Annotated in this window: 11 protein-coding genes; 4 read left to right on the top strand and 7 right to left on the bottom strand. The window is 42.5% G+C overall.

All coding sequences use genetic code 11. The features are described from left to right. Nucleotide 1 precedes the first annotated feature (1 nt). Nucleotides 2–2,101, top strand: coding sequence for a hypothetical protein (locus tag CD03_RS0122410; protein ID WP_027295542.1), 2,100 nt, complete (start codon nt 2–4; stop codon nt 2,099–2,101). Between the two features lie 64 nt (nt 2,102–2,165). On the opposite strand, the gene CD03_RS0122405 is transcribed toward CD03_RS0122410, so the two are convergent. After that, nucleotides 2,166–8,507 carry an InlB B-repeat-containing protein gene (locus CD03_RS0122405; RefSeq protein WP_027295541.1) on the bottom strand — a complete coding sequence of 2,114 codons (6,342 nt, stop codon included), beginning with the start codon at nt 8,505–8,507 and terminating at the stop codon, nt 2,166–2,168. A gap of 447 nt (nt 8,508–8,954) precedes the next feature. On the opposite strand from CD03_RS0122405, the gene CD03_RS36375 reads away from it, so the two are divergent. Both CD03_RS36375 and CD03_RS0122390 read left to right on the top strand, forming a co-directional pair. Then, a complete protein-coding gene (locus CD03_RS36375; protein ID WP_160295827.1) occupies nt 8,955–9,860 on the top strand; it encodes a DUF4474 domain-containing protein in 906 nt (301 codons plus the stop codon). Then, entirely contained in the window at nt 9,857–10,741 is an 885-nt protein-coding gene (locus tag CD03_RS0122390) for a metallophosphoesterase (protein ID WP_027295540.1), read from the top strand. Before CD03_RS36375 ends, CD03_RS0122390 begins: the two co-directional genes overlap by 4 nt. A gap of 124 nt (nt 10,742–10,865) precedes the next feature. Here CD03_RS0122390 and CD03_RS40075 read toward each other — a convergent pair whose 3' ends face one another. Beyond that, entirely contained in the window at nt 10,866–10,949 is an 84-nt protein-coding gene (locus CD03_RS40075; protein ID WP_377146911.1) for a DUF6783 domain-containing protein, read from the bottom strand. A gap of 52 nt (nt 10,950–11,001) precedes the next feature. Between CD03_RS40075 and CD03_RS0122380 the strand changes: the two genes are divergently transcribed. Beyond that, on the top strand, nt 11,002–13,890 hold the full coding sequence (locus CD03_RS0122380) for an EAL domain-containing protein (protein ID WP_027295539.1): 2,889 nt from the start codon (nt 11,002–11,004) through the stop codon (nt 13,888–13,890). 53 nt (nt 13,891–13,943) lie between these two features. On the opposite strand, the gene CD03_RS0122375 is transcribed toward CD03_RS0122380, so the two are convergent. The 5 genes from CD03_RS0122375 to CD03_RS0122355 all read right to left on the bottom strand — a co-directional run bounded on the left by CD03_RS0122375 (nt 13,944) and on the right by CD03_RS0122355 (nt 24,664). Continuing rightward, a complete protein-coding gene (locus tag CD03_RS0122375) occupies nt 13,944–14,789 on the bottom strand; it encodes a carbohydrate ABC transporter permease (RefSeq protein ID WP_027295538.1) in 846 nt (281 codons plus the stop codon). Nucleotides 14,790–14,800: 11 nt separating this feature from the next. Further along, nucleotides 14,801–15,679 carry a carbohydrate ABC transporter permease gene (locus CD03_RS0122370; protein WP_027295537.1) on the bottom strand — a complete coding sequence of 293 codons (879 nt, stop codon included), beginning with the start codon at nt 15,677–15,679 and terminating at the stop codon, nt 14,801–14,803. Between the two features lie 213 nt (nt 15,680–15,892). Next, nucleotides 15,893–17,305 (bottom strand): ABC transporter substrate-binding protein, encoded by a 1,413-nt coding sequence (locus CD03_RS0122365; RefSeq protein ID WP_027295536.1) that lies wholly within the window; start codon nt 17,303–17,305, stop codon nt 15,893–15,895. 143 nt (nt 17,306–17,448) lie between these two features. Continuing rightward, on the bottom strand, nt 17,449–19,095 hold the full coding sequence (locus CD03_RS0122360) for a DUF4091 domain-containing protein (RefSeq protein WP_027295535.1): 1,647 nt from the start codon (nt 19,093–19,095) through the stop codon (nt 17,449–17,451). Between the two features lie 163 nt (nt 19,096–19,258). Continuing rightward, nucleotides 19,259–24,664, bottom strand: a complete 5,406-nt coding sequence (locus tag CD03_RS0122355) for a discoidin domain-containing protein (protein WP_027295534.1) — start codon at nt 24,662–24,664, stop codon at nt 19,259–19,261. Between the last annotated feature and the right edge of the window lie 38 nt (nt 24,665–24,702).

Genomic DNA, 24,702 nt, shown 5'->3' with positions numbered 1-24,702 from the left:
GATGAAAAAAAGAGTAACCCGAATATGTATCCTTACAATCTGTATCATACCGTTAGCCTGCGGGCAGCAAAATCTTGCTGCCTCTGTTTTGGCGTCCACTCCTGCTCAGTCATTGCAGTCACACGCGCACCTGCCGGTTTTACCTTCCATCCTTTCGGGCACTGACTCAGCCATCCTTTCACTCCCCAGCATTAAAAACAGCTCACCCTGGTCGGAACTGCCAGGCATCATTACTCCTGATACGAACACATTAGATACATCTGATACGAAAGAGACCGAACAGGAGAATGGTACTCCCCTCAATGAAAGCGGCAGCCTTTCAGACCTGGATTATCCTTTCCAGAAAGAATACACGGATCAGATACTGTTGTCATTTCAGGGACAATTACTGGTAATCCAGCAGGATCATAATGCACTTTCCCTCTATCTCTATGACCCGCTTAAAAATAAAATCCTGCACACAGCTGCCATTACGGGTGCCATTCATCTGGATAAGCAGAATATTGCGGTTTCCAAAAAAGAACTCCGCTTATTTGACAGCGTTTCTCAGGAATTCATTTATCTCAACAGCCGTTTAAAAGAAACCGGACGTATTTCATTGTTAGAACCCTGTATCCGCACACCTCTGATTACGGAGGATAAAAAATGGATTTATTATTTTGCCTCCGATGGATCCGGGCTGAAGGAGCTGTCCACTGCAGACCAATCTCTTCGTCCAATAAAAAGCGGATTGGTGGAAAATAACTTCTGTACAACTTTACAGCTGCTTTCTGACGGTAAGATACTGGCGGTTAACGGTACGGGAAGTGAGCAGAATTCTTATGTCACGAATTTTATAGATATCTCCGCCAATGAAATACTTCGTACCATTCCCGGCAGCATACAGCTAACCTCCCAGGATGATTCCTTTGGTGCACTATACCAGGATGGGTTAATGGAAGCGCTTTATCAGATTCCAGACAGTAAGCCGGAGATCCGGGAACTGGTACTGGATGATCCCCTGGGCTATGGGAATCTCATGTTTGATTTAGATAACAGACTGGCACTGACTTCCATTCAAAAACTCCAGGAAAGCACGTCCGATTACGGCAGTTGTGATCTCTACTACTACGATCTGGCCACTGGAAAAAATACATATAAAACCTCATTTTCCCTGCAGTCCGGCAGTGAACAGTTTGTTGGATCTCCCCAGGATCTGGTATATCTGCCTTCTATCCATATGGCAGTATTCCAGTTTAAACATAACTACTCACATATTGTACTCTGGGATCTGAATCAGAAGACAGAACTCACACAGGATTCTACGGATTATACTACTAAATATTACTTCTCCGATCAGCCCGACATGGAAGGGATTCAGGCACTGAAAGATCGTGCCGAAATACTAGGCAAACGGTATGGTGTAAATATTTTCCTGGCCGATGATTGTAAAAGAGAATTTCCGGGTTATCATGTAGAACCCGTTTACCAGACCCGTTTGCTAAAAGAAAGTCTTTCACTATTAGAAAAAGCTCTTTCCTCCTATCCTGATGACTTCTTTCAACAGCTCAACACAACGGAAACCGGAAAGCTGGGTATCTATATTGCCGGTAATTTTAGTACTGTGGGAAACAATAATCCGGATCATGCCAATGGTGTCTACTTTTATGAGGATGGCAGTCAGTATCTTGTTCTCAATGCATCCAATTTCAGCAGTTTGGAAAGTACGATTTATCACGAAATAAGCCATGCCATTGACCGGTATGCTAAAATCGCCGGACCCGGGAAAGGTCTTAATGATTATGAGGATGATGTATTCAATCAATTGAATCCATCGGGCTTCTCCTATGATTACAGTTACCGGACAAATGAAGACAAGAAAGATCTTGATTTTACTGCAGCTTCCCAGAGCGGCAACATATATTTTATTGATTATTATTCCAAAAGTTTTCCATCCGAAGACCGGGCGCGGATTATGGAAAATGCCATGCATCCACAGGGTATTGACTATTTCCAATATCCTGGACTTCGTAAAAAGCTGGAATATATGAGTCATTTTTTAAGGCAAATATTTGATACCGGTAAATGGGAATTGCAAACGGCATGGGAAAAGACGCCATAAAATAACAGCATCCGTTATCTTATGGCGTCTCTAAATTTTTTTATATGATCCACAGCGAATATTATTATTTTATCCGTATACTTTTTACTATACTGTATTTACCATATACTTTTGCATTCTTTGAGTCCTTTTTATAAGCCCGCACTTTAACATAATAAATACCTTTTTTGAGCTTGCTAATTGTTTTGGATGTGCGGGTAACATCTATTTTTTTGGATTTTTTAAACTTCTTGTTTGCTGCATATACAATCTGATATCCGGAAGCTTTTGATACTTTTTGGAACCTGACTTTCAATTTTCCTTTCTTTTTCCCTGCTAATTCCAGGTTATTTACTTTTTCTGTTTTTACCCTGGACCATTTTGCATACACAGTTTGATTTCCCTTTGTTCCCCTAGAAATCCTGGTTATTTTCTTCTTAAATTTACGGTCTTTATACCAGCCTGAGAAATAATATCCTTTTCTGGATGGCTTTTTCAATTTAATCAATTGATCACTGATGTAAATAGAAGGGTTTGCCGGGGCATTTGTCCCCTTGTTTAGTTTATATGTGATGCGATCCCCCACTTTTACCCTGCATTGGTCTTTTACCATGCTGCCATCTTTTGCTGTTGCAGTAATAATTGCTTCTCCTGCCCCCTTTGCCGATACTTTTCCTGTGCTGTCTACCACTGCCACTTTGCTGTTGGAGGAAGTCCATTCCACTGCTTTATTCTGAGCATTTGCCGGCAGGACAATGGCTGAAATTTTTACGCTGTCTTTTACCGCCAGGTTTACAGATTTTTTATTAAGTGTAATTTTATTTACTTTAACCGGTGACGGAATAACATCTTTTTTCCATTTTGCATAAATTGTGGTGTCTGCCGAAATCTGGTTAGCTTCGAAGTTCCAGCTAACTGTCAGTGAAGAATCCTGATACCACCCGCCAAATGTATAACCGTTTCGGACCGGATCAGCCGGACGCGTTACCCTTTCATGTTCCTGCACTAATTGATTTTCTACTTTGCTTCCACCATTGGAATCAAAAATTACGGTATACTTCGGTGCAGGTATTTTCTCGAATTCTGCTGTTACCGTAATATCTCTTTCAACACTTTCTATGGTGTAAATACCATTTTCCGGGTTAATTAAGGCTTCATTTATGGCGGCACTCTTCAAGCGATAACCTTCTTCCGGAGCAAAGGTATAGGTTACTGTACTTCCCTGCGTTAATTTAGTTCCTTCCACACTGGATGTAATCGTTCCATGCTCCGGCTGTTGAATAGTCTGGGTAAACTCATTGATTGCCTGTTCCTGAAACTCTGACAACAATTTCATATCTGCCCAGTCAGCATGGTCATTCCAGTTGTTTTCTCCCGCTAATGCTTTTAAGGTAATTCTGGAAGCACCTTTAATTTTCAGGTCCACTTTTTTCATAGACGTTTTCTGGAGCATTACCCCACTGTCGAATTTCTTTTCTCCATCTACAAATATCTGGAACTGTACACTTCCATACTCTGCATTGTATTGGGCATAGTCAACACCTGCATAACCTTCCAGTTTCTCATACTCTTTCCCCGTTATGTTATATTCTATAACGGATTCCGCATGGGTTCCGATTCCCTTTTTGAAGGTGACAGGTTCTCCCAAATCATCCGCAAGTCTGAGTGCCTTACCGGAAGATGATTTGTCTTTTTGTATTTCCCCATATCCAACGGTAGCTCCCGGCTCATAGGTGAGATCAGACAGATATACTGCCTTTTTCAGATTGATAACTTTCTCATCTGTTGTTTTCCCATCCCGTGCCGTTACTTTAACTTTTATCTGGGGATTTTCCCTGTGTATGAAAAATTCACCCTCTGCCGATTGGATTCCTTCCGCTTTCTGTGTTCCGCAGACAAGTTCCACCTTAGCTCCATTATCCTGGGCTGCTGCCTTAACCTGAACCGTGTCCCCTGAAATGTACTCTGTTATGGAATTTTCTTCGCCAAATTCTGCCGCAACGTTCTTCTCATTTAACAAAATATCCTGTAGGTTTACGTTTTCCTTATAGGGAAGTATTGCATTTATATTGTAAATTACTTTGTTGATGCCATCTGGTGCCGTAACAATAATTTTTATCAGATTTCTGCCTTTTTGCAGATTGGACGATACGGCTTCATTTCCTTCGGTAATAACATCATTAATAACAATTTTTATTTCTGCACCTGCATTTGGAACAGCAGCCAGTTCTAGTGTTGCGGCCCCCTCATCCAGCGTAGTCAGATATTTCAGTTTATCTGCTTCAAAATTTTCTATATCTTTTCCATTAATTTGTATGCCTGTTAAGAAAGCTGAAGTATCTGCTTCATAGTTTACATGGACCATATGCTGTTTCACGGTCATGCCGTCTTTTGCAGTTACCCGGATATAATAGGAATTCAATCCATTTATAAATGATACCGGTACGGACCAGGTGTTTCCATTCTTTGTCAAAGACAGCTCTTTCCGATATTCCCCTTCCAGTACATCCACTTTACCAATTCTGTCATTTGCCGTTATCACAAGGTTTCCACTTGTTTTGCCTGCCTCTGCATTCAGAAAATAGCTCTTTTCCTGTGGCCGCTGTTCTGAAAATCCTAATTCATCTAAGGCAATCTGATCAATCTGAGTGTTACTGTCTTGTATCATTTTGATATGAATCACGTAAATATCCGTGTCACTTCGTTTGATTGTATAAGTATCACCATTGTCTATTGGAATTACAATATCGTCGGAATTTTTAAGTTCTCCTTCCAATTGCATCCCATTTCTGCTTATTTCTATCAATCCAACTTCGTTATTAACGGATTCATACGATAGCTCTGCTTTCTCCAGTTCAACCGGGATATTGAATGTAAATTCTTTTTGGTCCCCGCCTTTATTATAAAGCTGCTGCCCATTTAGCTTTAAAGATTTTAATTCCGCTGTTGCTTCACCTTCTCCAATTACTGTTTCTGCTACTGCAGGTATCCCTGGTGTTCCGTATTGGTCAACAGGATAGATCTGGCAGGTCAATACCCCTGTCTCTTCTGCTTCTATGGATGGTTCTGCCGTGACAACCGTTTTACCGCTCTGGGCAAAATTCCACCGATAAAGCGTCTCTCCCTCACTGTCCCCGTCCGGGTCTTCAAAGTCATAAAGGATGCTTACCTTGTCGCCTGCCTGGTAATTTTGTTCCTGAAATGCCAGGTTGGCTGCACTGGGCTTTTGATTTTCAAATCCGGTAAATGAAACCGGCTCTAATGCCTCCACTTCCTCATACGCCAGGGATGCATCACCCATTTTGAGTCCGGTAAAACTAATTGTTTTCCCTCTGTCGTTGGTTTCCCATCCTGCAAATCCAATTTTATAATTATCTCCCAGCGGTGATTCCTGGATATCTGTAACATGCTGCCATTCACCATCTTCCAGCCTGTAGTCCAGAGAAATTCCCTCATCTGTTTTCGTAAATCCCAAATATGCAGCAGAAACCCCATTTTCGGAAGCATTTCCTCCATTCTCAACTGCCGTGCCATTTATCTCCACTACAGAAGCAATTCCATCATAATGTGATTTTTTTCCTATGGTAACATAATTATCGTCATCCCGATACAGGATAAAGGAACCGGTATCCCACTGCCCGCCTTCTTTCACGGGAAGGTTATCTGCTTTAATGACCGTGCGAAGATTATCCTTATTCATCCCTTCCGGTATTTCGTATAAAAACAAATTCTTCACATTATTGCTGCCTGTGATCTGATAGAGGTCGCCGGGCTGAAGATCGATGGTAACTCCATCCGGAGTCAGGGTATAGCTATCTTTATCTTCTCTTACTACCGAAAATTGTTTACTCAGTGTCTCCGTCTGTGGCAGTACTATAATGACTGCTTTTCTTGCAGTATTATTTCCTGCAAAAGCATTTACCCAGACAATGCCGCTTTTTTTGGCTGTTAGTAACCCATTCTCATCAATTGACGCCGTATCCGATAAGTCTCCTGTTTTTAAATCTGTTACGGACCAGGTAATTTCTGCTTCCGGTTCCGTTGCTGCAGTAAATTGATAGGACATGTTTTCACTATCCAGATTCTCCGTATCCAACAGGAGGTTGTCTTCTTTTTCAATAGTGACGGATACATCTTCTGATGGGGTTCCGCTTCCTGCTGTTAACTCTAATGAATTGGATTTAATTATAGTCCCATTCCATTCATAATAGGCAAATATCTGTGATCTCCCATTGCTTTTTCCCGTCATATTTCCATTGTCATCCACGGAAATAACCTCCGGATTCGTACTTGCATAGTGGATCCTGCGAACAGGGTCTGCTGCGGGCTGATTCCTGTCTTCCACCATTTTAATCTCTTTATCACGGATTACCAGATTATGATCCGACATTCCCGGATGCTTTACTGCATAAAGCTTTAATCCGTCATCATATGTATTCCCTTCAATCAATACATTTTTACATTTGGTAAACTCATAAACATTATCCTGAGGTCTTTCGTGCTTGTCCCCGGAATATGTCATATTTATTTTTTTGGATTCACCCACTATGATCTGATTTTGAACGGACTCAATCTGAATCTGGATATCCGGGCTGGTGCGCAGGATTTTATTATTCCGTATGGTTAAATTCTCTACACTCTCTGCCTTTACCACCGTATCCGTATCCATATGGAAGGTATTCCCTTCGATCAGAATGTTTTTATGGATGGGATTATCTTCAGAAGGCAGACCGCCTCCTTTCGTAACCGGATGAATATAAACTGCCGGGGCATATTCCCATGAGGTTCTTCCTATGTTTTTAATGTAAAAGGTGTTATTACGGATTGTCATATCCCGGATAGGACCTGATTCATACCACTCATCCGAATCATTAGACAAGTAAATGGAAGCCATAGACATATTTAAAAAAGTGTTGTCTTCAATCAATACCGGATTTCTGGTTGTACACAGAATTCCTCTGGTAGGCACGTTCTTAAACGTACATCCCTTTACCGTCACTTGCGGTGCATAGGTAACATTTTCCGCTACAAACCTGGGTTGTCCTCCAATTTGTTCGGACAGATCAGACGGCAATTCCTCCTGGAATTTAATTATCATTGTTCTCAAATCATTTTCATCTTCCCCTGGATTGGAAACCACTTCCGATACAGTATAAAGACTTTCATGATCCGTAGACTCTAGCGTATCTCTGGTAAAAAATGCAACCTGGTCACCCACATGATACTGGGGAAAACCTCCCTGCTGTGTATGGATATATTTTAACTGAAGCGTGTGGTTATCTCTTCTCTGCTCCACTCTGGTAAATGTACCATGTAAGTTAATCGGGTCATCATGGGAGTTTGAGAAATTACAATTTTCAATATTAATCTCCCCTGCTGCCCCGGATGCATGAATAATATCTGCATAACTTACCGTATAATGACCTGAATTTTCTCTTGGCATAAAGTTACAGTTTCTATAAGTAACATCAGTGGTCATCTGCAAAAGCCAACCAAAGCCATGCATAAAATGTACATTCATATTTTGAACCAGCACATTCCTGCTTTCCCAGGTAAAAGCACCTGCAGTTTCACGGTAAGCACTGCTTGCCAGTTCTAGCAGCATCCCTACTTTCTGCATAGAAGGTCTTGCTGACTGATAGGTAATTCTTATTTGGGTATCACTTAATTTTGTTATGCCTGATACATTGCTAAATGGAGAATCAGAAGTAAAATATGCTCTGGTCATTTCTTCTTCCGGGTGATGTGCCACGATAGAATAGGCATTATGAATTCCGGTTTCAGTCCAATAAAGATCTCCTGTATATGGACTTGGTTCGCTCTGCCATTCAATTGTATTTCCCTTGATCGCAAACGGGAAGCATGAGGGAATAAAAAAATCGGTATACTGTTTCCCCTCTTTCGTCCCCATCCCGGTTATGGTCATCTCGGATACCGTAGGCACTGCAAAATCCCATGAAAAATTCTGCAGCGTAACGTTTTCAGAGTTTACGACAGCAATTGCCATCATATTACCGTGCATCATAAATAAGGAGTCATTTCCCTCGACTGTTAAATTCTCATGACCATCTATCAAAATGCCAATCGTCTTCTGAGGGCTTTGAATACTGTTTGTATTAGAAGTGTGATATTCTCTTATCTGAGCCTTATCTTTATAGATGTGATATTCACCCTTTGGAAAATTCAGCGTTACGGGCTCTCCGTTCTTCTCCAGTTCTTTTGCTGCCTGAAGGGCATCCCAGACCGCCTCTGTGCTGTCCTTTACTCCGGTTGGGTCCGCCCCATAATCGGTTACTTCAATTACAGTTGCTTTTTGGGTTTGCACAGTTTCCTTTTCTTTTGCAGCTGCACTTAACGAAGGCAGTATTATGCTGATTACTAATAAAACTGCAATAAAAATGTTTACATGTTCTTTTCTTCTCTTCATAGACACCCTCCTTGAATTTACTGTTACAAATTAATTATATATAGTGCATATATTAATTTACATACAATATTCATGGGAGATTATTAGAATTTATTAACTATAATATGCCGCCTGATAATGGTACTTTTCCAGAACATGTTTACAATAATCAGCTGATAGAAATTGATTATTCAAAGAAAAATTAATTATCAATTGGAAATCAACTGGCAGAACAGCCAGGGTATAGAATGTTTTTCATACAGTTATCGTATCTCAATGCAACAATCATTGCAACACTTTTCTATTATTTGTTACATATTAATATTTTTACATAAAAAACGAATTAAAGAAAAAAGAATGCCTTGTATATAGAGGTCTGCTGAAATTCCAGTTTCTTCAAATATTTTGTCCGAATAACATACCCAAATACCATTCTTCTGCATATATATAATGGTAAGGGATTTTATTATGAGGTTCATTATGTATATTCTTCTCTATCTGCTGTATACACTGGCGGCTGTCTGCATTATACTGATCTATTACAGACGGAAGCAAATGATAAAAAAGGTATCTGCTCTTACTGACTATGAAAAAACAGTGCTGTTGAACCGTTCTGTCAACCCCTTTGGCCTGGCCTGGCATCCAGAAAAACATATTTTCACTACAGCTTTAAACGACTGGAATCAAAACAGCGGATATACCGGAGTATATGATGAAAAAGCTGCTCATTTCCATATTATATACGATTGTGAACCTGTCTACTTTGATTACGAAGGGAGAACCTGGCTGATTGAACTCTGGAAAGGACAATATGGAATTCATGCGGGCGCTGAAATCGGCATCTATGCAGCAGACCACCTTGTATCATCTGTCTTCCTGAATGAAATACATTTTGAAAATGTCACCCAAAACAAAGTGCTGAAATATTCCTTCCGGCTTATACAGGGATCGGAAACACTGTTTACCGTTTCCGCTATGCATCAAAAACTATCCGGTTTTCTTACCGGTAATCTTTCAAAACCGGATTCTCTTAGAATGCAGGTATCTATTACATTTCCCAACACCGGCATGATGGATGCCTTTGTTGACAGCCTGTTAATTCTGGGTTATGCACTCAGCGACCTGTCTCTCTATCAGCTGACCGTAGCCTTTTGTTTTACAACCCCCAAGACTGTACCTGGAAAAGTCCTGTCTTCCCGGAGAATTTCCTATCTGAATTTTACCAATCGGATATACATGAAAACCTACCTGATGCTTACCCGCCCCTTCCAGAATACCCAGGACCGGCTTACTTATCTGCTGTTTTATCTGCCGCCCCTCTATCATAAAGTCGTCTGCATGGGAATCTCAGGCAAACGCTTCCAAAAGCCATGAGCTACTATACACGTCTTAGTAAGGCGTTTGAAAATGCTTTGCATCTGCCGCTAACACCTGATTCAAAATATATTCTGATGAGTGACTGCCATCGGGGCAACGGCACCTCTACCGATAATTTTTTAAAGAACCAGAATCTTTTTTTTGCAGCACTTCAATACTACTATATGAATAATTTTACTTATATTGAGCTGGGCGATGGGGATGAACTGTGGGAAAACCGGTCCATGACCCAGATTATAAATATACACAGCAACACCTTTTGGCTAATGTCTAAATTTTATGAGGAAAACCGTCTTTATCTGATCTATGGCAACCATGACATTATGAAGAGTTTCCCCGGATATGCCAAGCGTAACTGTACGGTATATTACTGTCCTGAGTCCAGAAACTATACCCCTTTGCTGCCCGGCATACAATTTTATGAGGGACTGATCCTGGATGTTATACCGGGTATTCGTGACGTTTACCTTGCCCATGGCCACCAGGCAGATTTTTTCAATACAAAGCTCTGGCATCTTTCCCGTTTCCTGGTACGCTATCTTTGGCGGCCGTTGGAATACATCGGAATTCTGGACCCTACCAGCGCCGCAAAAAATAATATACGGAAACGTAAAATAGAACAGAATTTAAGCACCTGGGCAAAAAACGAAGGACACATACTGATTACCGGTCATACCCACCGCCCAATGCTGGCAGACGTATCAGCAACACCATTTTTTAACACGGGCAGCTGCGTTCATCCCAGATGCATAACCGGCATTGAGATTGAGAAACACTGCTTTACCCTGGTTAAGTGGACCTACTGTACCAGAAAAGATTTTACGGTTGCTATCTGCAGAGAGATTTTGGCGGGACCTATTTGCATTAATGAGTATTAATGTAGAAATACCGCTGTATGAAAAAAAAGGAACCGGCACAGCGGACGGACGCTGTGTCAATTCCTGCATTGATCATCTATTGTAATATTTGCACCTATATCACATCCTTTATTGCTTTTTTTCCCTAAAGAATATATAATATTACATAATTAGAGCCTGTTTGAAAATACATTTCTGCCATCAGCACACCCCACTTTGTGTAACGCACATATTTCAAAAAGCTATTTTCAAACTCTCTCTAGCGCGGAAAGGGGTTCACCATGAAAAGCGATTCAAGCATCTTTAAATCATTGTTCTTTTTATGCCTGTTTTTATGCTGTTTTTCCCTTCTTTCCCAATCTGTACATGCTTCCGAAAAAGTACGTATCGGTTATTACGAAGACGGGGATTATATGAGTCGGAACGATGAAGGTAACTATGTTGGATTTAACTTCGAATATCTTCAGCAAATAGCTAAATATACAGGTTGGGACTATGAAATTGTGGATGCAAATAGCTTTACTTCTGCATATGATATGTTAATTTCAGGTGAAATTGATATGCTGCCTGCCTTATACTATACAAAAGACAGGGCAGAAGATCTCCTGTTTCCTGACAGTGCCATGTGCAATATTTACAGTACGCTGAATTTACGCTGTGATGATACCCGCTATGATTATGAAGACTTTTCCTCTTTTAACGGAATGAAGGTCGGTGTTATCCGGGACAGTGTGGATGCAGCAAACTTTAAGGCCTACTGTAAGTCCAATAATATTAAGGTAGATACGATTCCCTATGATGAAACGCAGGCTCTTTTAAAAGCGCTGGATGACCGGACTTTAGACGCCATCGCTATTACACACCTTGGAAAAAGCAGTACTTACCGCAGTATTGCCCAGTTTTCCCCGGAACCAATCTATATGGCTGTTTCAAAGAATCGACCCGATCTGCTGGGCGAGTTAAATTCTACTTTAAACAGAATTAAATTAAGAGATCCCTATTATGATATCAAACTTTATCAAAAATATTTTTCAGTCAGCACCACCCAGGAACCTGTCTTTACCCCATCGGAGAAGGAGTTCATCCAGGATACGGCACCTATTAATGTGGTTTACAGCTCCAATCAGTCTCCCTTAAGCTATCTGGACACTGCAGCGGGGAAATTTTCCGGAGTAGTGGCAGACTTGTTCACAATGATCAGTAATACCACGGGACTTCGCTTTACCTATATTCCGGAAGAAAACTATAAAGATGCGCTTGATGCCGTGAAGGATGGTTCTGCTGAAATTATTGCCAGCGTAGCCAATGACTATTTGTGGGCAGCACAGAATCAGCTGTCTACCACTTCCTATTTTCTCCGGGCGCCGGTAGCAATGATCAGCGCCAACCGGAAAACTTCTTCGCCCGTACTGGCATTGTCTGACGGATTTTTTCTCTCTGAAAGTATTTCAGCAGATAATCAGGATAAAGAAATTCTGTATTATGACTCAGCAGAAGAATGCTTTCAGGCATTAGCCCGGGGTGATGCAGATATTACTTATTCCAATACCTATATTGCGGAACACCTATTATCTGATCCAAGATATGAGCCATTTTCTATTGTTACGATGACAAATTACTCCGATGAAATCAGCCTTGGTATCTCCAGTTCATCGGATCCCAGACTGTTCTCTATCCTGGACAAGGTATTGCAATATACCTCTAATGACATGATTAATGAACTGGTTCTGAAAAACAGTTTAAACTCACACTCTGTAAACTGGCGCGACCTGCTCTATCAATATCCGGTGCAGACTATGAGTATTATATTTCTGGTTTTTATCCTGGTAATCAGTGTATTCAGTTACATTCTGATTACGAAATCCAGGAATCACCGGCAGATTGAAAAAATTATGTATTTAGATGATCTTACAAACATCTGGAACTTAAATAAATTCCGGCTGGAAGCAGAAAAAATACTGAGCATTCCCGGTAACAGGACTTATGCATTTATCTATGCTGATATTAATCAATTCAAAACGATTAATGATACCTTTGGTTTTGCAGAAGGCGATCAGCTGCTACGTAATTTTGCCAATATCCTGCGTGAAAATATACGGGAAGGTGAATGCTGTGCCCGGGTATCCGCTGACCAGTTTGTGCTGATGCTGCGTTATGAAAACTGGACCCAGATGACGGAACGGACAAAGTCCATTGATCACCAAATGAATGACCTTCTGATAGCAGAAAATAAAACCTACCGGCTGATTATTATCTTTGGCGTTTATCTCTTACAGGATACCGATCCCCTGGATGTATCCCTGATGCTGGATCTGGCGAATTACGCCAGAAGAAGCGCAAAGATCACCCATAAGAGCCTGACAATCAAGTATGATGAAAATATGCGCCAGGAAGAACTGCAGGAGCGAAAACTGGCAAACGTAATGCATGCCGCATTAGAAAACAATGAGTTTATCCCCTATTTTCAGCCCAAATACAATATGGCAGATCATTCCATTATTGGAAGTGAAGCATTGGTTAGATGGATTGACACACAAAAGGAAATACAGTATCCCGGTTCTTTCATTCCATTTTTTGAAAAAAATGGTTTTATTGTAGAAATTGATTTGTGTATTTATACTAACGTGTGCCGGATTATCCGTTCCTGGATCGACCAGGGTCTGGAAGTAAAACCGGTATCCTGTAATTTTTCCAGACTTCATTTTAGAAACGAAGACTTCCCCCAGACCCTTTGCCGGATAGCAGATCAATTCCAGGTTCCCCATGAATATCTGGAACTGGAAATAACGGAAAGTGTAGTTATGGAAAACAAAGAAAGAGTTCTGGATTATCTGGGTCGATTGAAGAAACTTAACTTTCTCATATCCATTGATGATTTTGGCTCCGGATATTCCTCTCTTGGAATGCTCCAGTACCTTACAGTGGATGTAATCAAGCTGGATCGCAGCTTTCTCCAGGAAGGTATTGCGAAAAAGCGCATGCGTACCATTATACAAGGAATTATTAATGTAATCCATGGTTTGAATATTTCCATTATTTGTGAAGGTGTGGAAAATGAAGAACAGGCTGAAATGCTGATGGAGATGGGCTGCCACCGGGCGCAGGGTTTCTATTACGCCAGGCCAATGCCGCTGGAAGAGTTTGAACATCTGATCAAAGAGAATCATTAAAGCTTAAAAACATACAGCAAAAAGGAGGCCGTTTGGAAAACGCCTCCTTTTTATTATCCCTTAACCGCTCCGGCTGTCATACCTTCGATTACGGTTTTATTTAAAATCATATATAAAATCAGCATAGGCAGAACACTCATGGATACGGAAGCAAATATGGCTCCCCAGTTTTTTGCCCCGAATTCATTCTGGAAATACAAAAGTCCGGTCTGAATGGTTTTCAGTTTGGTATCACTGATAAATGTCATGGAGAAAATCAAATCATTCCATTTGTAGAAGAACTGCAGTACCAATACGGTTACAGCCGCATTTTTCATAAGGGGTACTACAATGTGCCACATCATACTGAAGATACCGCACCCATCAATAACGGAAGCTTCCATTATATCATTGGATAAAGATTTCATATATCCGGTCACCAGGAATACAGACAGTGACAGTCCAAATGCTATGTAAGTCAGAATCAGGCAAAGCCGGGTATTCACCAGTCCCATCTTATTGTAAATCTGAAACAATGGAATCAGCGCTGTAGCCACCGGAACCATGATCCCCATTAAGAAGAATTTCTCGAAAAATCCTCTCAGCTTCCATTCCATCTTTGTTACGGCAAAACCGATTGTCATACTGAAGACTACGATAAATACCAGGGAGACCAACGTGTTAATCAAACTATTCTTAAAGAAAAGTCCCATGTTTCCTCGTGTCCACGCATCAATAAAGTTCTGGAAATAAAGACCATCGGGAAGAGCGTAAGCTGCTTTTGTTACAAATTCTGCCGGTTTCTTCAGCGCCGCAGTCAGCATCCAGAAGATTGGATATACTTCGATAATCACCAGGATAAAAATAAAGATTTTAATTAATACAGATTTTGTTATTTTTTTTGCTTTATATCCGTTCATATCCGCTCCTCCTATCCCTGTCTGTCGAATTTCTTAATAATTGTAGTTCCAATAATACAGATAATAAAAATGACAATTGCTATGGTACTGCCGTATCCGACCTTTCCAAATCCAAAAGAAGCATTGTACATATACATGGAAAGTGAAGTCGTTGCATTTCCGGGACCGCCTCCGGTCAGAGCCATTGCAGATTCAAACATCTTCACCGTACCGGAGAAGCTGAATACCAGACAGGTGATAGTTACCGGGCGAAGGAGCGGCATGAGGATGCCTTTAAACAAATTCCATGCGTTGCATCCGTCAATCTTCGCAGCTTCCATTACGTCATCCGGAATATCCAGAAGCGCACCATAGAAAATAACTGCGTAGAATCCCATTGAAACCCATACATCCATGACGCTTAAAGCTTTCAGCGCTGTACTTGCCTGTCCAATCCAGGGCTGCACCCAGTCCTGCAGACCGATATTTGCCAGAATACTGTTTAATAAACCGTAGTTTGGCTGAATCTCATAAATTTTTGCAAACAACTGGCCTACCGCTACTGTTGGCAGTACTACCGGAAAGAAGATCAGGGTACGGATTACATTTTTGAATCGCTTTAACCAGAATTTAAATACCAGCGCCATACACAGTCCAAGTGCAACCTGTCCTAGCATAACCATGCCGATATACTTTAAGTTCACTACCAGGGCATCTTTAAAACGTGCATCAATAAATAACTTTTCATAATTTTTTAAACCGGAAAAACTCCAGTTCAGCCCAGGTGTGCCATCGTAGAATGAATATACGAATGACCAGATAACCGGAACGAATACCAGCCCTACATATAAGATCAGGCCAGGTATTACAAATAAAGCAATTGCTTTTTTATTTCCTAATACTTTATTCATACTTGCCTCCATTTGCATATCGTAAGCCTGCTTACAATACTGCCTTAAGTACGTGTTTTGTCTGCATTTTGGGTATAAAAAGAGCGACAGGCCGAGATCCAGTCTGATACACGTTTCCATGCTGCTGTCTTTCCCATAATCTATCGCTCTGTTCATTTATTTCCTTGGGCAGCATGTGCTGCCCATGTGTCCATTCAACTGCTGCCGCAAATGTTATTTGCTCAAATCATAAGCATCCTGTATGGACTGCATATATTCTTCCGGTGTCATTTCTCCGTTGGCAAGGGTCTGCACGTTATCCTGTGCTGCTGTCTTGGTTTCATTGTTCATCATCGCTTCGAACCAGGTTGCTGCATTTGTTACGGAATCAATAGTATCTACAACCACCTGGTTGATCGGGCTTAATTCACCTTCAACCGTATATTTGTAGCCTTTTACAGAACCCATTTCCTTCATTGCATAATCGCCTGCATGTTCTACGAAATATTTTAACCAGTCTGCTGTTGCATCATCGTATTTATCTTTGGAAAGTGCCAGTATATTACCACAGTTCATCGGAACTTCGGTGATCGGGCTGACGGATTCATCTACTACAGGAATACTGAAATATCCGATTCCCTCTTCTCCTGCCGGGTTATTCTCGCTTGTGATGTCTTCTGTAAACCAGCTTCCGTTGTAGCACATTGCTGACTCACCAGCCAGCATCATGTTTCCTGCAGTCGTCTGGTCAACGGTTGTAACACCTTCGCCAAAGTATCCCTTTGAAGCCATATCTGATACCTGTTTCGCTGCTTCTGCAAATTTAGGATCCGTAAAGGAAATCTCTCCTGATGTAGCTTTTGTCAGTGCATCCACACCCATGGTACGGATTACATATGCATTCACCAGACGGCTTAAAGGCCATTTTTCAGATCCGCCGATTGACATTGGCTGAACACCTTTTTCTTTTAACGTGTCACATACTTTGATTAAATCATCCCAGGTCTTGGGAACTTCCACACCTGCATCTTCAAATACTTTCTTGTTATACCAGAAGCCTTCAATATTCAATCCCAGTGGAAGATCATAGATGCTGTCAGTATTAGAAAGTCCTTTTAACAGGGTAACTGCGCCTTCTTCAATCTGATCCGATACACCCAGTTTTTCTAATTGCTCTGAAATATTTACAACTTTATCTGCATTAATCAGTTCCGTAAGCGGTTGACCGGCCACATAAGCAAACGCATCCGGAAGATCATTGGAAGCGACTAAAGTAGCAACCTTTGTGGTCAGGTCATTTGCTGAAACCAGCTCAAATTCAAATTCAAAGTTTGGATTTACTTCTTCCTGGTACTGTTTTGTCAGGTTATATAATAATTTTCCTTCTTTTGTATCCTCTGCCCAGATAGACAAAATTTTAAATTTCTTAGCCGGTTTGTCAGAGTCTGCAGATGCCGTATCATTTCCGTCCTCATTATTTCCTGTTGCTGCTGCTTCTGTATCTGTCTTTGAATCTGCTGCTGAGTCTGCTGTTGTTCCAGCATTCTGTGTCTCTTTTGAGGTTTCTCCCGAAGAAGAACCACATCCTGCTAAAGCCCCCATAACCATTGCCGCAGAAAGAATCGCTGCAAGTATACGTTTTTTCATTCTATTTTCCTCCATAAATCCTTCATTTTATAATTTAAGTGCTGTCAGTTTTTCGAAAAACTTGTTATATATACATCATATCAGCTTTTAAAAATAATTATAGTCATTAATTTTTTATAAAATGTTAGGATTTTTTAGGAAATCTAAAATTTTCTGTCCGCGATCTCTTTATTTACAATTTCCCGGAGTTTCTGAAAAAACTGACTGCTGTACGGATAAGAAACCAGGGTTATGGGTTCTTCTGCTGCCATTCTGATCAAATCCATTACATATTCCCTGGATGTGAGTTCTTCCAGCATCTGAAATGCCCGGATATCCTGCATCGCCTGAGATAATGCCATAAGGCGGAGAGATTCTTCCGGGCAGCCATCTTCTCCCGGATATACCAAAAATGCATCGCCGGATGGGAATGCTGCCCCGGCATCCGTGACCTGGAAAGGGTTAATATGGGACAGGGAATACTGGGAATTGTAGAAATTAAACCCCCAGTGTAAAAATCCCTCCAGTCCGTACTGGTACATCTGTACCCCCAGAATCCGGGTTCTGCCGGAAGGCATGGCAAAAAAGCGGTTTGTCACATCTTTTCCCTGGGCTGTGCAATAGTAGGTCCAAAGTCCCGGCACCTGATGTTTTAAAAAAGGCTCCAGATGGTCAACTGCCGGGACCGGCTTATCCACCACCCCGCTCTCATAAAAGGCATATCTGGACACTGCATCCATAATGGGGTAACCCTTTAAATGGGCGGATACGGATTCCCGGACTTTCCGGTACATTTCCAGGTCCTTTTCTTCCGGCTCATCTGATAAATGAAAAAATACCCTTCCTCTTAAATTCCACTCATCCAGCCTGAGCACCAGGGCGTCCAGAAATTGTCCCAGAAATTCCTGATATGCAAAGCTTTGGCTGTCGGTCTCCCAGCCGAATATCCGCACCAGGGTATCGTCCTTCTCTGCCATCACTTTCGGTGCACTTTTCGCTCCCCACTGGGTAAACAGATGGGCGATCTCAAAATATTTCACCCCGCATTCCATGCACATCTGGAAAAAGGCGTACAGTTTCTCAAAGGAAAAGATATATTTTCCGCCCATAACCTTTACGTCCACCAGCTGCACTGTAGTACGCTCTTCTCCTATGGCGGTATCCAGCGGCGGAGTGAATGCCGGGGCTAATATCATATTCATGCCACGTTTGCCATACAAGGTGATAAAATTTCTCATGATCTCCCAGTGCGGCACTGACCAGGGTTCTACCTGATAATAGTCTGCAAGGCAGTCGCAGTGAAACCATTCTGTATGAAAACAGGTCTGGGGCTTCAAATGTATGGGATATATACAGATCTCTGTCCGAACCTCACCCACCAATATCTGTTCTTCATTATAAAACTGCAATATGAGATCCTGCTTTCCCTCCATTCCCTCTTCTGCTTCCAGATCAATCCACAAAGCGTGCCATTGACGTGGGATATATGTTATCCGCTCCGGAGAAATACTGCTTATCAAATCAGGGTAAAGACCGGGTTCTTTGGAGAGATAATGTCCATCACATTCCCCGTTGCAGGGCAGAACGGAAGGCATGAGCTTTACCTCACGTATCCGCACCGCATCTTTTAAGCTTCCGTTTACTACTAACCTTCCATATCCGGTATACAAAGAATCCGCCCGGTATGCACATTGGAGGGAAATGGTTTCTCCCCAAAAGCCCGATAACGTTATGCCTTCCAAATCCTCCCCGGGCTCCACTCCCGGAAAGACTTTATTCAGAGAACTTATTAATTTAAATTTATAATCCATTATTTTTATCCTTTCACTAAACAGACTCATACCGATAAGCAGAAACTTTATAATCATAGGTGCCTGTATAAAGAATCAACGAGGAGAGGGCATATATGCCCCCTCCCAGTTAATACATGTGCTTCACTTCCCTGTTGGAATCATTTTTTACAATCCCATTCTGCTATTTTATTTCTACACTGCTCTTTTGTCCTTTGTTTTTAAATAGTTTTTTATAATCGTTGACTTTCGATCTTGGAACCCGGATCACTGCCTTAGAAGATATTTTCTTCAGACAATTGCTGTAGGCTTTGTTCAATACCTTAGACTTAACTGTGATTCTGGTAAGACTGCTGTCTCCGTAAAATGCCTGTTTTCCAATCGCCGTTACCTTTGCACCAATGGTAATCCGTTGCAGCCTCTTGTAATTCTTAAATGATTTCGGTCCAATCTTTGTAACTTTGCATTTTACACCTCTTAAAGTTACCGCAGATGGAACATTCACCTTCTTAACTGACCTGCTGGCAGCTCCAACTACCATTACAGCTGCTTTTCCCGCTACAGGATTGGTTACTTTGTATTTCAGTCCCTTGTACGTCAGAATCTGGCCTTTTTTCAGTGCCGGTACCACAGGCTGTGGAGCCTCATTCGGTTTTAATTCCAGTCCCACTGCTGCTGACATCAGTCCTGCTGCCGCCTGGTCAATCTGATCCTGGGCTGCATTTGGATTATTTAAAACAGCCGATGCCGCTGCCACTGCATCCTTCAGGACTTTTGCACTAAAGTCCGTATATTTCCCGGTATCAAGTGCGGAGTATACCTGATAGAGTACTTTCAGCGTTGTGGTGTCTGTTGTGACAACCGGTGCTTCTGTTAAATCTGCCTCTGCTTTCACCAAGGCTGCCACTGCCTGGTCAACTACTGCCTGGTCAACTACTGCCTGATCTGCTTCTTTACTATTTAGTACCTCCTCTGCCGCTCTCAGTGCTGCAAGGAATGCATCGGCACTGTCTTTTGTGTACTTTGTGGTGTCAACTCCTTTATATGCATCGAAGAGTACTTTCAGCAGCGAGAAGTCTACCGTTACTTCCGGCTTTTCGGGATCTTCCGTCGATACTGTCAGTGCAGTTGCTGCTGACAGAAGCCCTGCTATGGCATTGTCAACCTCTTCCTGTGTGGTATTTTCATTATCAATCACGCCGGACAGACGATCCAGGGCTTCCGTAAATACGGTTGCACTATCCTGGGTATATCCGGACAGATCCAGATCTTTGTAAGCATTTTGAAGTGCCTTAGCCAATGATTTATCGGTCTCGGGTTCTGTCTCTTTCTTCTCCAGTCCGGCAAGCGCTACCAGCAGACCTGACTCTGCTTCTGCCGCTTCCACTTTTGTAGCATTTTCTTTTTCAACGACAGCCGCTGCATGATCCAGTGCATTTTTCAGGGTTGCTGCGCTGTCTTTTGTGTAAATACTCATATCCATCTGTGAAACAGCATTGTATAAGGACTTCAGCTGTGTCAGGTCGGCAAGAATGCTTTCCAGCTGGGCAATGGCTTCCGAAAGCTTGTTAATCTGCTCCTCTATTGCATCCTGCTCTGCTTTTTCATCTTCCAAAACAGCCTTTGCCTCTTCTATTGCTGCTTTTAATACGGCATAACTCCCTTCTGTATATCCATCGGGAATATAAGCTTCTGCCGCCTCCAGTGCGGTCTGAAGTGCCGTCTTATCTGCAATACGGCGAAATGTCACCGTTACGGTATGATCCTTCTGAACATCGGGAAGCAGTATCGTATTTCCTTCTACGGAATAGTTACCCGTTGATTCTATCTGATCCAGCATATAGCCTTCATCCGGTATCGCACGCAGCAGAGCGTCATCATGAAGCTTCACTTCCTGGATCTTCGGCTCAACTTTTCCGTTCTCTCCTGCAATCGCTGTAACAGTTGCCGTAGTTACTTCAGCCGGTTCTTTCTCTGCAATGCTTCCCACTACGGCATAGTCAATCCGGCTGACACCGCTTTTAACGGTAATCCGCAGCTTATGGTCTGCATTTTCGTCACTGGCATGGACTTTCAAAACAGGAAGTCCGAAGTTCACATTGCCATTTTCATTATCTACATCATATCCGGCATCTACTGGTTCTCCGTCCAGTGTAATTTCTGCTTCTCCCCAGGGAATCGTTTCGTTTCCTCCGAATATATGGCGAAGCTTCTTGGGGGCATAAACCGTCACATCCGTACCATAGAATGCAATTTCATAGTAAGCCCCTTCTTTACTGCTGGAGGTCCAGCCGGTGTTGGTGGAATCTGTCTGCGTAAACTGTGCCCATCCTGCTGCCCTTTTATCCGGCTCTTCGTTTGCTGTAGTGGACACTGCCTGCGGGTTATAAGTAATCTGATCAGACTTGTCATTGACATAAGTCTGAACCTTCCGTCCGGTGTTGTCAGGAAGCTGTCCTTTATAGGTAACCTTTGCACCATCAATGGCTATCTGAGCTTCCGATGTCTTACGAATTACGGCAGTGTGTTCTTTCAGTTCCAGATCTGCAAAGACGGTAGAAGCAAACTTTTCGCCACCGGCTGACGTGTCAATTGTCACCGGTTCACCGCCATCGATAGATACACTGATATTGGCATTGCTGTTGTACTTTCTGTAAAACAGCTCCAGCTTTGTGCCATAAAAATGCAGGGTAGATTCTGCTCCCGTTACATTGGTAAAATGAACGTCATTCCCGATTGTGGTTGGGAAATTGCCATCTTCTGTTTCACGGTAGGTGAAATTGTCATCAAATGAGAACTGGTTGATACCTTCTCCCATATCATTGTCATTAATGGTAACGGTCTTTTCAGCGGTATCATCTGCCGCTTCATCATACTTAAAGTAGCGGATTTCCCGGATGGCCGGAACCTTGTCTGCTGCCCGGATCACAAGCCGTATTCCTGTTGCCTTCACAGGAGCAAACTGCACGGTTTTACTCACCCCTATACTTCCGGTGCCGGCATCGTCTAACAGAATTTTTTCCCAGTTCCCCTCACTTGTGCGGTATTCCAGATCAAACCCGGTGATATTACTTCCTGATTCATTTATGGTAACTTTATTGATCATGTAGGAACCGGAAAATTTCTTATCCAGTGTGATGGGATAAACAGCGTCGCTTGCTGCTGCCCAAGCGGTGGAAATATTCTGGTCGAAGGCTGCTTCTGCCTGTTCCGGATTGGAAGAAGCATTTGCAGACACATCAGACCAAAAGTAAAGTTCTGCCGCTCCACCGCCCATGGTAATTTCCAGGGTATTGTCTGCGCCAATCTCCACTGCCTCTATCTTGCCTGTTTCTCGGTTAACCTTCTTCAGCTGCGGATGGTCCTTTGCAAAAGTCAAAGTGATATGCTGCATTGTTTCTTCTTCACTTCCATCATCCACCTGAATCCAGTTCTTTCCATTGTTTCCTGACTGTGCAGCCTTTTTCATTCCATCAAAGAGACCATTTACTACCATAAATCCCTTCGGATAACTGCATCCGAAATAATCAGTCAGTTCTTTGGAGGTCAGCCCCGGAAGGGGGTTAAAGTAACCCAGAACCACATCTCCCGGATTTCCTCCATTTACGGTACCCAGATTCTCAGCTTCCACACCGGATATATAATATTCCGTGTTTTTCTCTGTATTGTCTTCAAAGCTTCCCATTCCCCCAACTACATCCGTAGCCGGCCGGCTGGCTGCCGTATTAGGATTCCCGCTGGAGTTAAGCCCGGTCTTCGTTACAAGGGTATCGCTGTTTAACCGTATCAATGCATCCCCCATATTTTTTGTCTGGCGGATAATATCAGCCCATTCATAGTAAGAACGTTTTGGTGTTCCGTCATAGTCAAATAAGAAGCATTCATCAAAAGCAAATTCTGTCCGCCATAAATCCAGCCACTTCATTCCCATTGCCAGGGAAACATTATTGATCATATATTTCTGGGATTCTGTCAGGTCACGGTCAAAAGCAGACACATATTGTCCAAAAAGAATGGGCATGGTTCCGTCTCCGGTGAGTCCGGCAAGTGCGGCTTCTCTCTGCCAGCTGCTGGACATAATTACGTTTCTTGTAGACCCGGTTTCATTGTCCCATCCGGTACCGTTATAATAATAGTTGTCATGGGTCAGCAGATCCGGCTGTGCGATTTCCGTAAATACATGCATTGGCTGTGCATTATTATTCTCCCATCCTCTGCCGAGAGCCTGGTTTGAATGCAGAATGACGCCAGGATAGTTTTCTTTGCTCCAGTCAAACCACTTTTTAAATAAATTTACTTCTGTGAGGCTGTATAGTCCTTCATCCCCAAAACAGGAGCTGACAAAGTTGGCAACATACGGGCGCATCTCTTCCGGGAGGTAATCCCTTGGCTCTCCGGCTCCACTCATGGCATTGCCTCCCCATGGTGCTTTTGCAATTCCCCATTGTGCATTCGGCGTATACTTAAAAAATTCTGTATTTTCCAGCGGCGGATCGTAAAAAATTAATCCGGTCAGTTCGCTGCCCTTATATTCTTTTGCATCATAAGTTCCCCTTCCGTAATCACCGCTGGCAACCCAGGAAGTATACTGGAATCCTTTATCCATCAGAATTTCCTGTCCACGTGAAATGTTGGGGTTGGAGGGTACGACACACTCCTGATTGATCTCTTCACTGGATGGCTCAGGAATACTGGGATCACCTGGCTCATAGCCGTAGATCATCATTTCTTTTATCTCCGGAATCAGACTCATTTCATATTGTGTATAGGAAAATCGGATGTATCTTCCTGTGTAGTTATCTCCGAACTCATAACGGTGAAACTGTCTGGATGGATCGGTAACCTGTCTTGGAGTCCGGTTTCGCAGATTTCCTTTTTCAAATACTGTTGTCCACTCCTCACTTCCGTCTTCCCGAACCTGCACGCCCACCATGTTCTTCCATATGCTGTTCTGTCCCCAGTCTTCCGGGGTATTAAGCAGTGCCGTCATTCTGCTCACCACATAATTTTGTCCTAAATCAAAATCAATGTACTGTCCAACCACCTCTTTTGCGTTGGCAGCAATTGGTTTCCAGCCCACCAACTCATTCTTGTCAATGGCCTTTGCGGCTTCAAATCCCTCCTGCTCACTTTTGGCTGAAACACTCTTCACTTCAATTAAGGATCTGCCGCGGTAGTCCGTATCCTCCTTCTGTATCAGCACATGATATGTTTTTGCACTGTCTCCATTGGTTACCTGTATTGTAATGTCCGCCTGCTGTTTCTGGTCAAATTCCACTGCCTGTCTGCCGTAATTATTAGCTTTTGAGACATTTGCAGAATCCACTTTCTTACCGTTGATATTTACTTCCGCTTCAGGATCGGACGGAACCGCCCATACATTCAGCTTTTTAACGCTCATATATGCGGTGCCCTTGTACTCCGTCTGCTCCGGATTAAATTCCTGCTGAATCATCGGCACCTCATTTACAACCAGTTTCAACAGATCCGCACTTCCCGGTTCTGCCGCTTTTGCAAGAAGCCCCATTTCCGGAATACCTGCCAAAAGCAGGATAAGTGCCAAAAACATACTGATTAGTCTCTTTCCCATACCCTTTTCCTCCTATTTCCATTTGAAAACCCCACCCC

The sequence above is a fragment of the Robinsoniella sp. KNHs210 genome, assembly GCF_000686105.1.
Classification (GTDB): domain Bacteria; phylum Bacillota; class Clostridia; order Lachnospirales; family Lachnospiraceae; genus Robinsoniella; species Robinsoniella peoriensis.
The sequence above is the reverse complement of the archived record's forward strand: the minus strand, read 5'-3'. Positions and strand labels throughout refer to the sequence as shown.

What these genes read in the sequence shown, in the direction of transcription:
- CD03_RS0122410 (WP_027295542.1), top strand. Translation starts at nt 2, where the DNA reads ATGAAAAAAAGAGTAACCCGAATATGTATCCTTACAATCTGTATCATA.
- CD03_RS0122405 (WP_027295541.1), bottom strand. Translation starts at nt 8,507, where the DNA reads ATGAAGAGAAGAAAAGAACATGTAAACATTTTTATTGCAGTTTTATTA.
- CD03_RS36375 (WP_160295827.1), top strand. Translation starts at nt 8,955, where the DNA reads ATGAGGTTCATTATGTATATTCTTCTCTATCTGCTGTATACACTGGCG.
- CD03_RS0122390 (WP_027295540.1), top strand. Translation starts at nt 9,857, where the DNA reads ATGAGCTACTATACACGTCTTAGTAAGGCGTTTGAAAATGCTTTGCAT.
- CD03_RS0122380 (WP_027295539.1), top strand. Translation starts at nt 11,002, where the DNA reads ATGAAAAGCGATTCAAGCATCTTTAAATCATTGTTCTTTTTATGCCTG.
- CD03_RS0122375 (WP_027295538.1), bottom strand. Translation starts at nt 14,789, where the DNA reads ATGAACGGATATAAAGCAAAAAAAATAACAAAATCTGTATTAATTAAA.
- CD03_RS0122370 (WP_027295537.1), bottom strand. Translation starts at nt 15,679, where the DNA reads ATGAATAAAGTATTAGGAAATAAAAAAGCAATTGCTTTATTTGTAATA.
- CD03_RS0122365 (WP_027295536.1), bottom strand. Translation starts at nt 17,305, where the DNA reads ATGAAAAAACGTATACTTGCAGCGATTCTTTCTGCGGCAATGGTTATG.
- CD03_RS0122360 (WP_027295535.1), bottom strand. Translation starts at nt 19,095, where the DNA reads ATGGATTATAAATTTAAATTAATAAGTTCTCTGAATAAAGTCTTTCCG.
- CD03_RS0122355 (WP_027295534.1), bottom strand. Translation starts at nt 24,664, where the DNA reads ATGGGAAAGAGACTAATCAGTATGTTTTTGGCACTTATCCTGCTTTTG.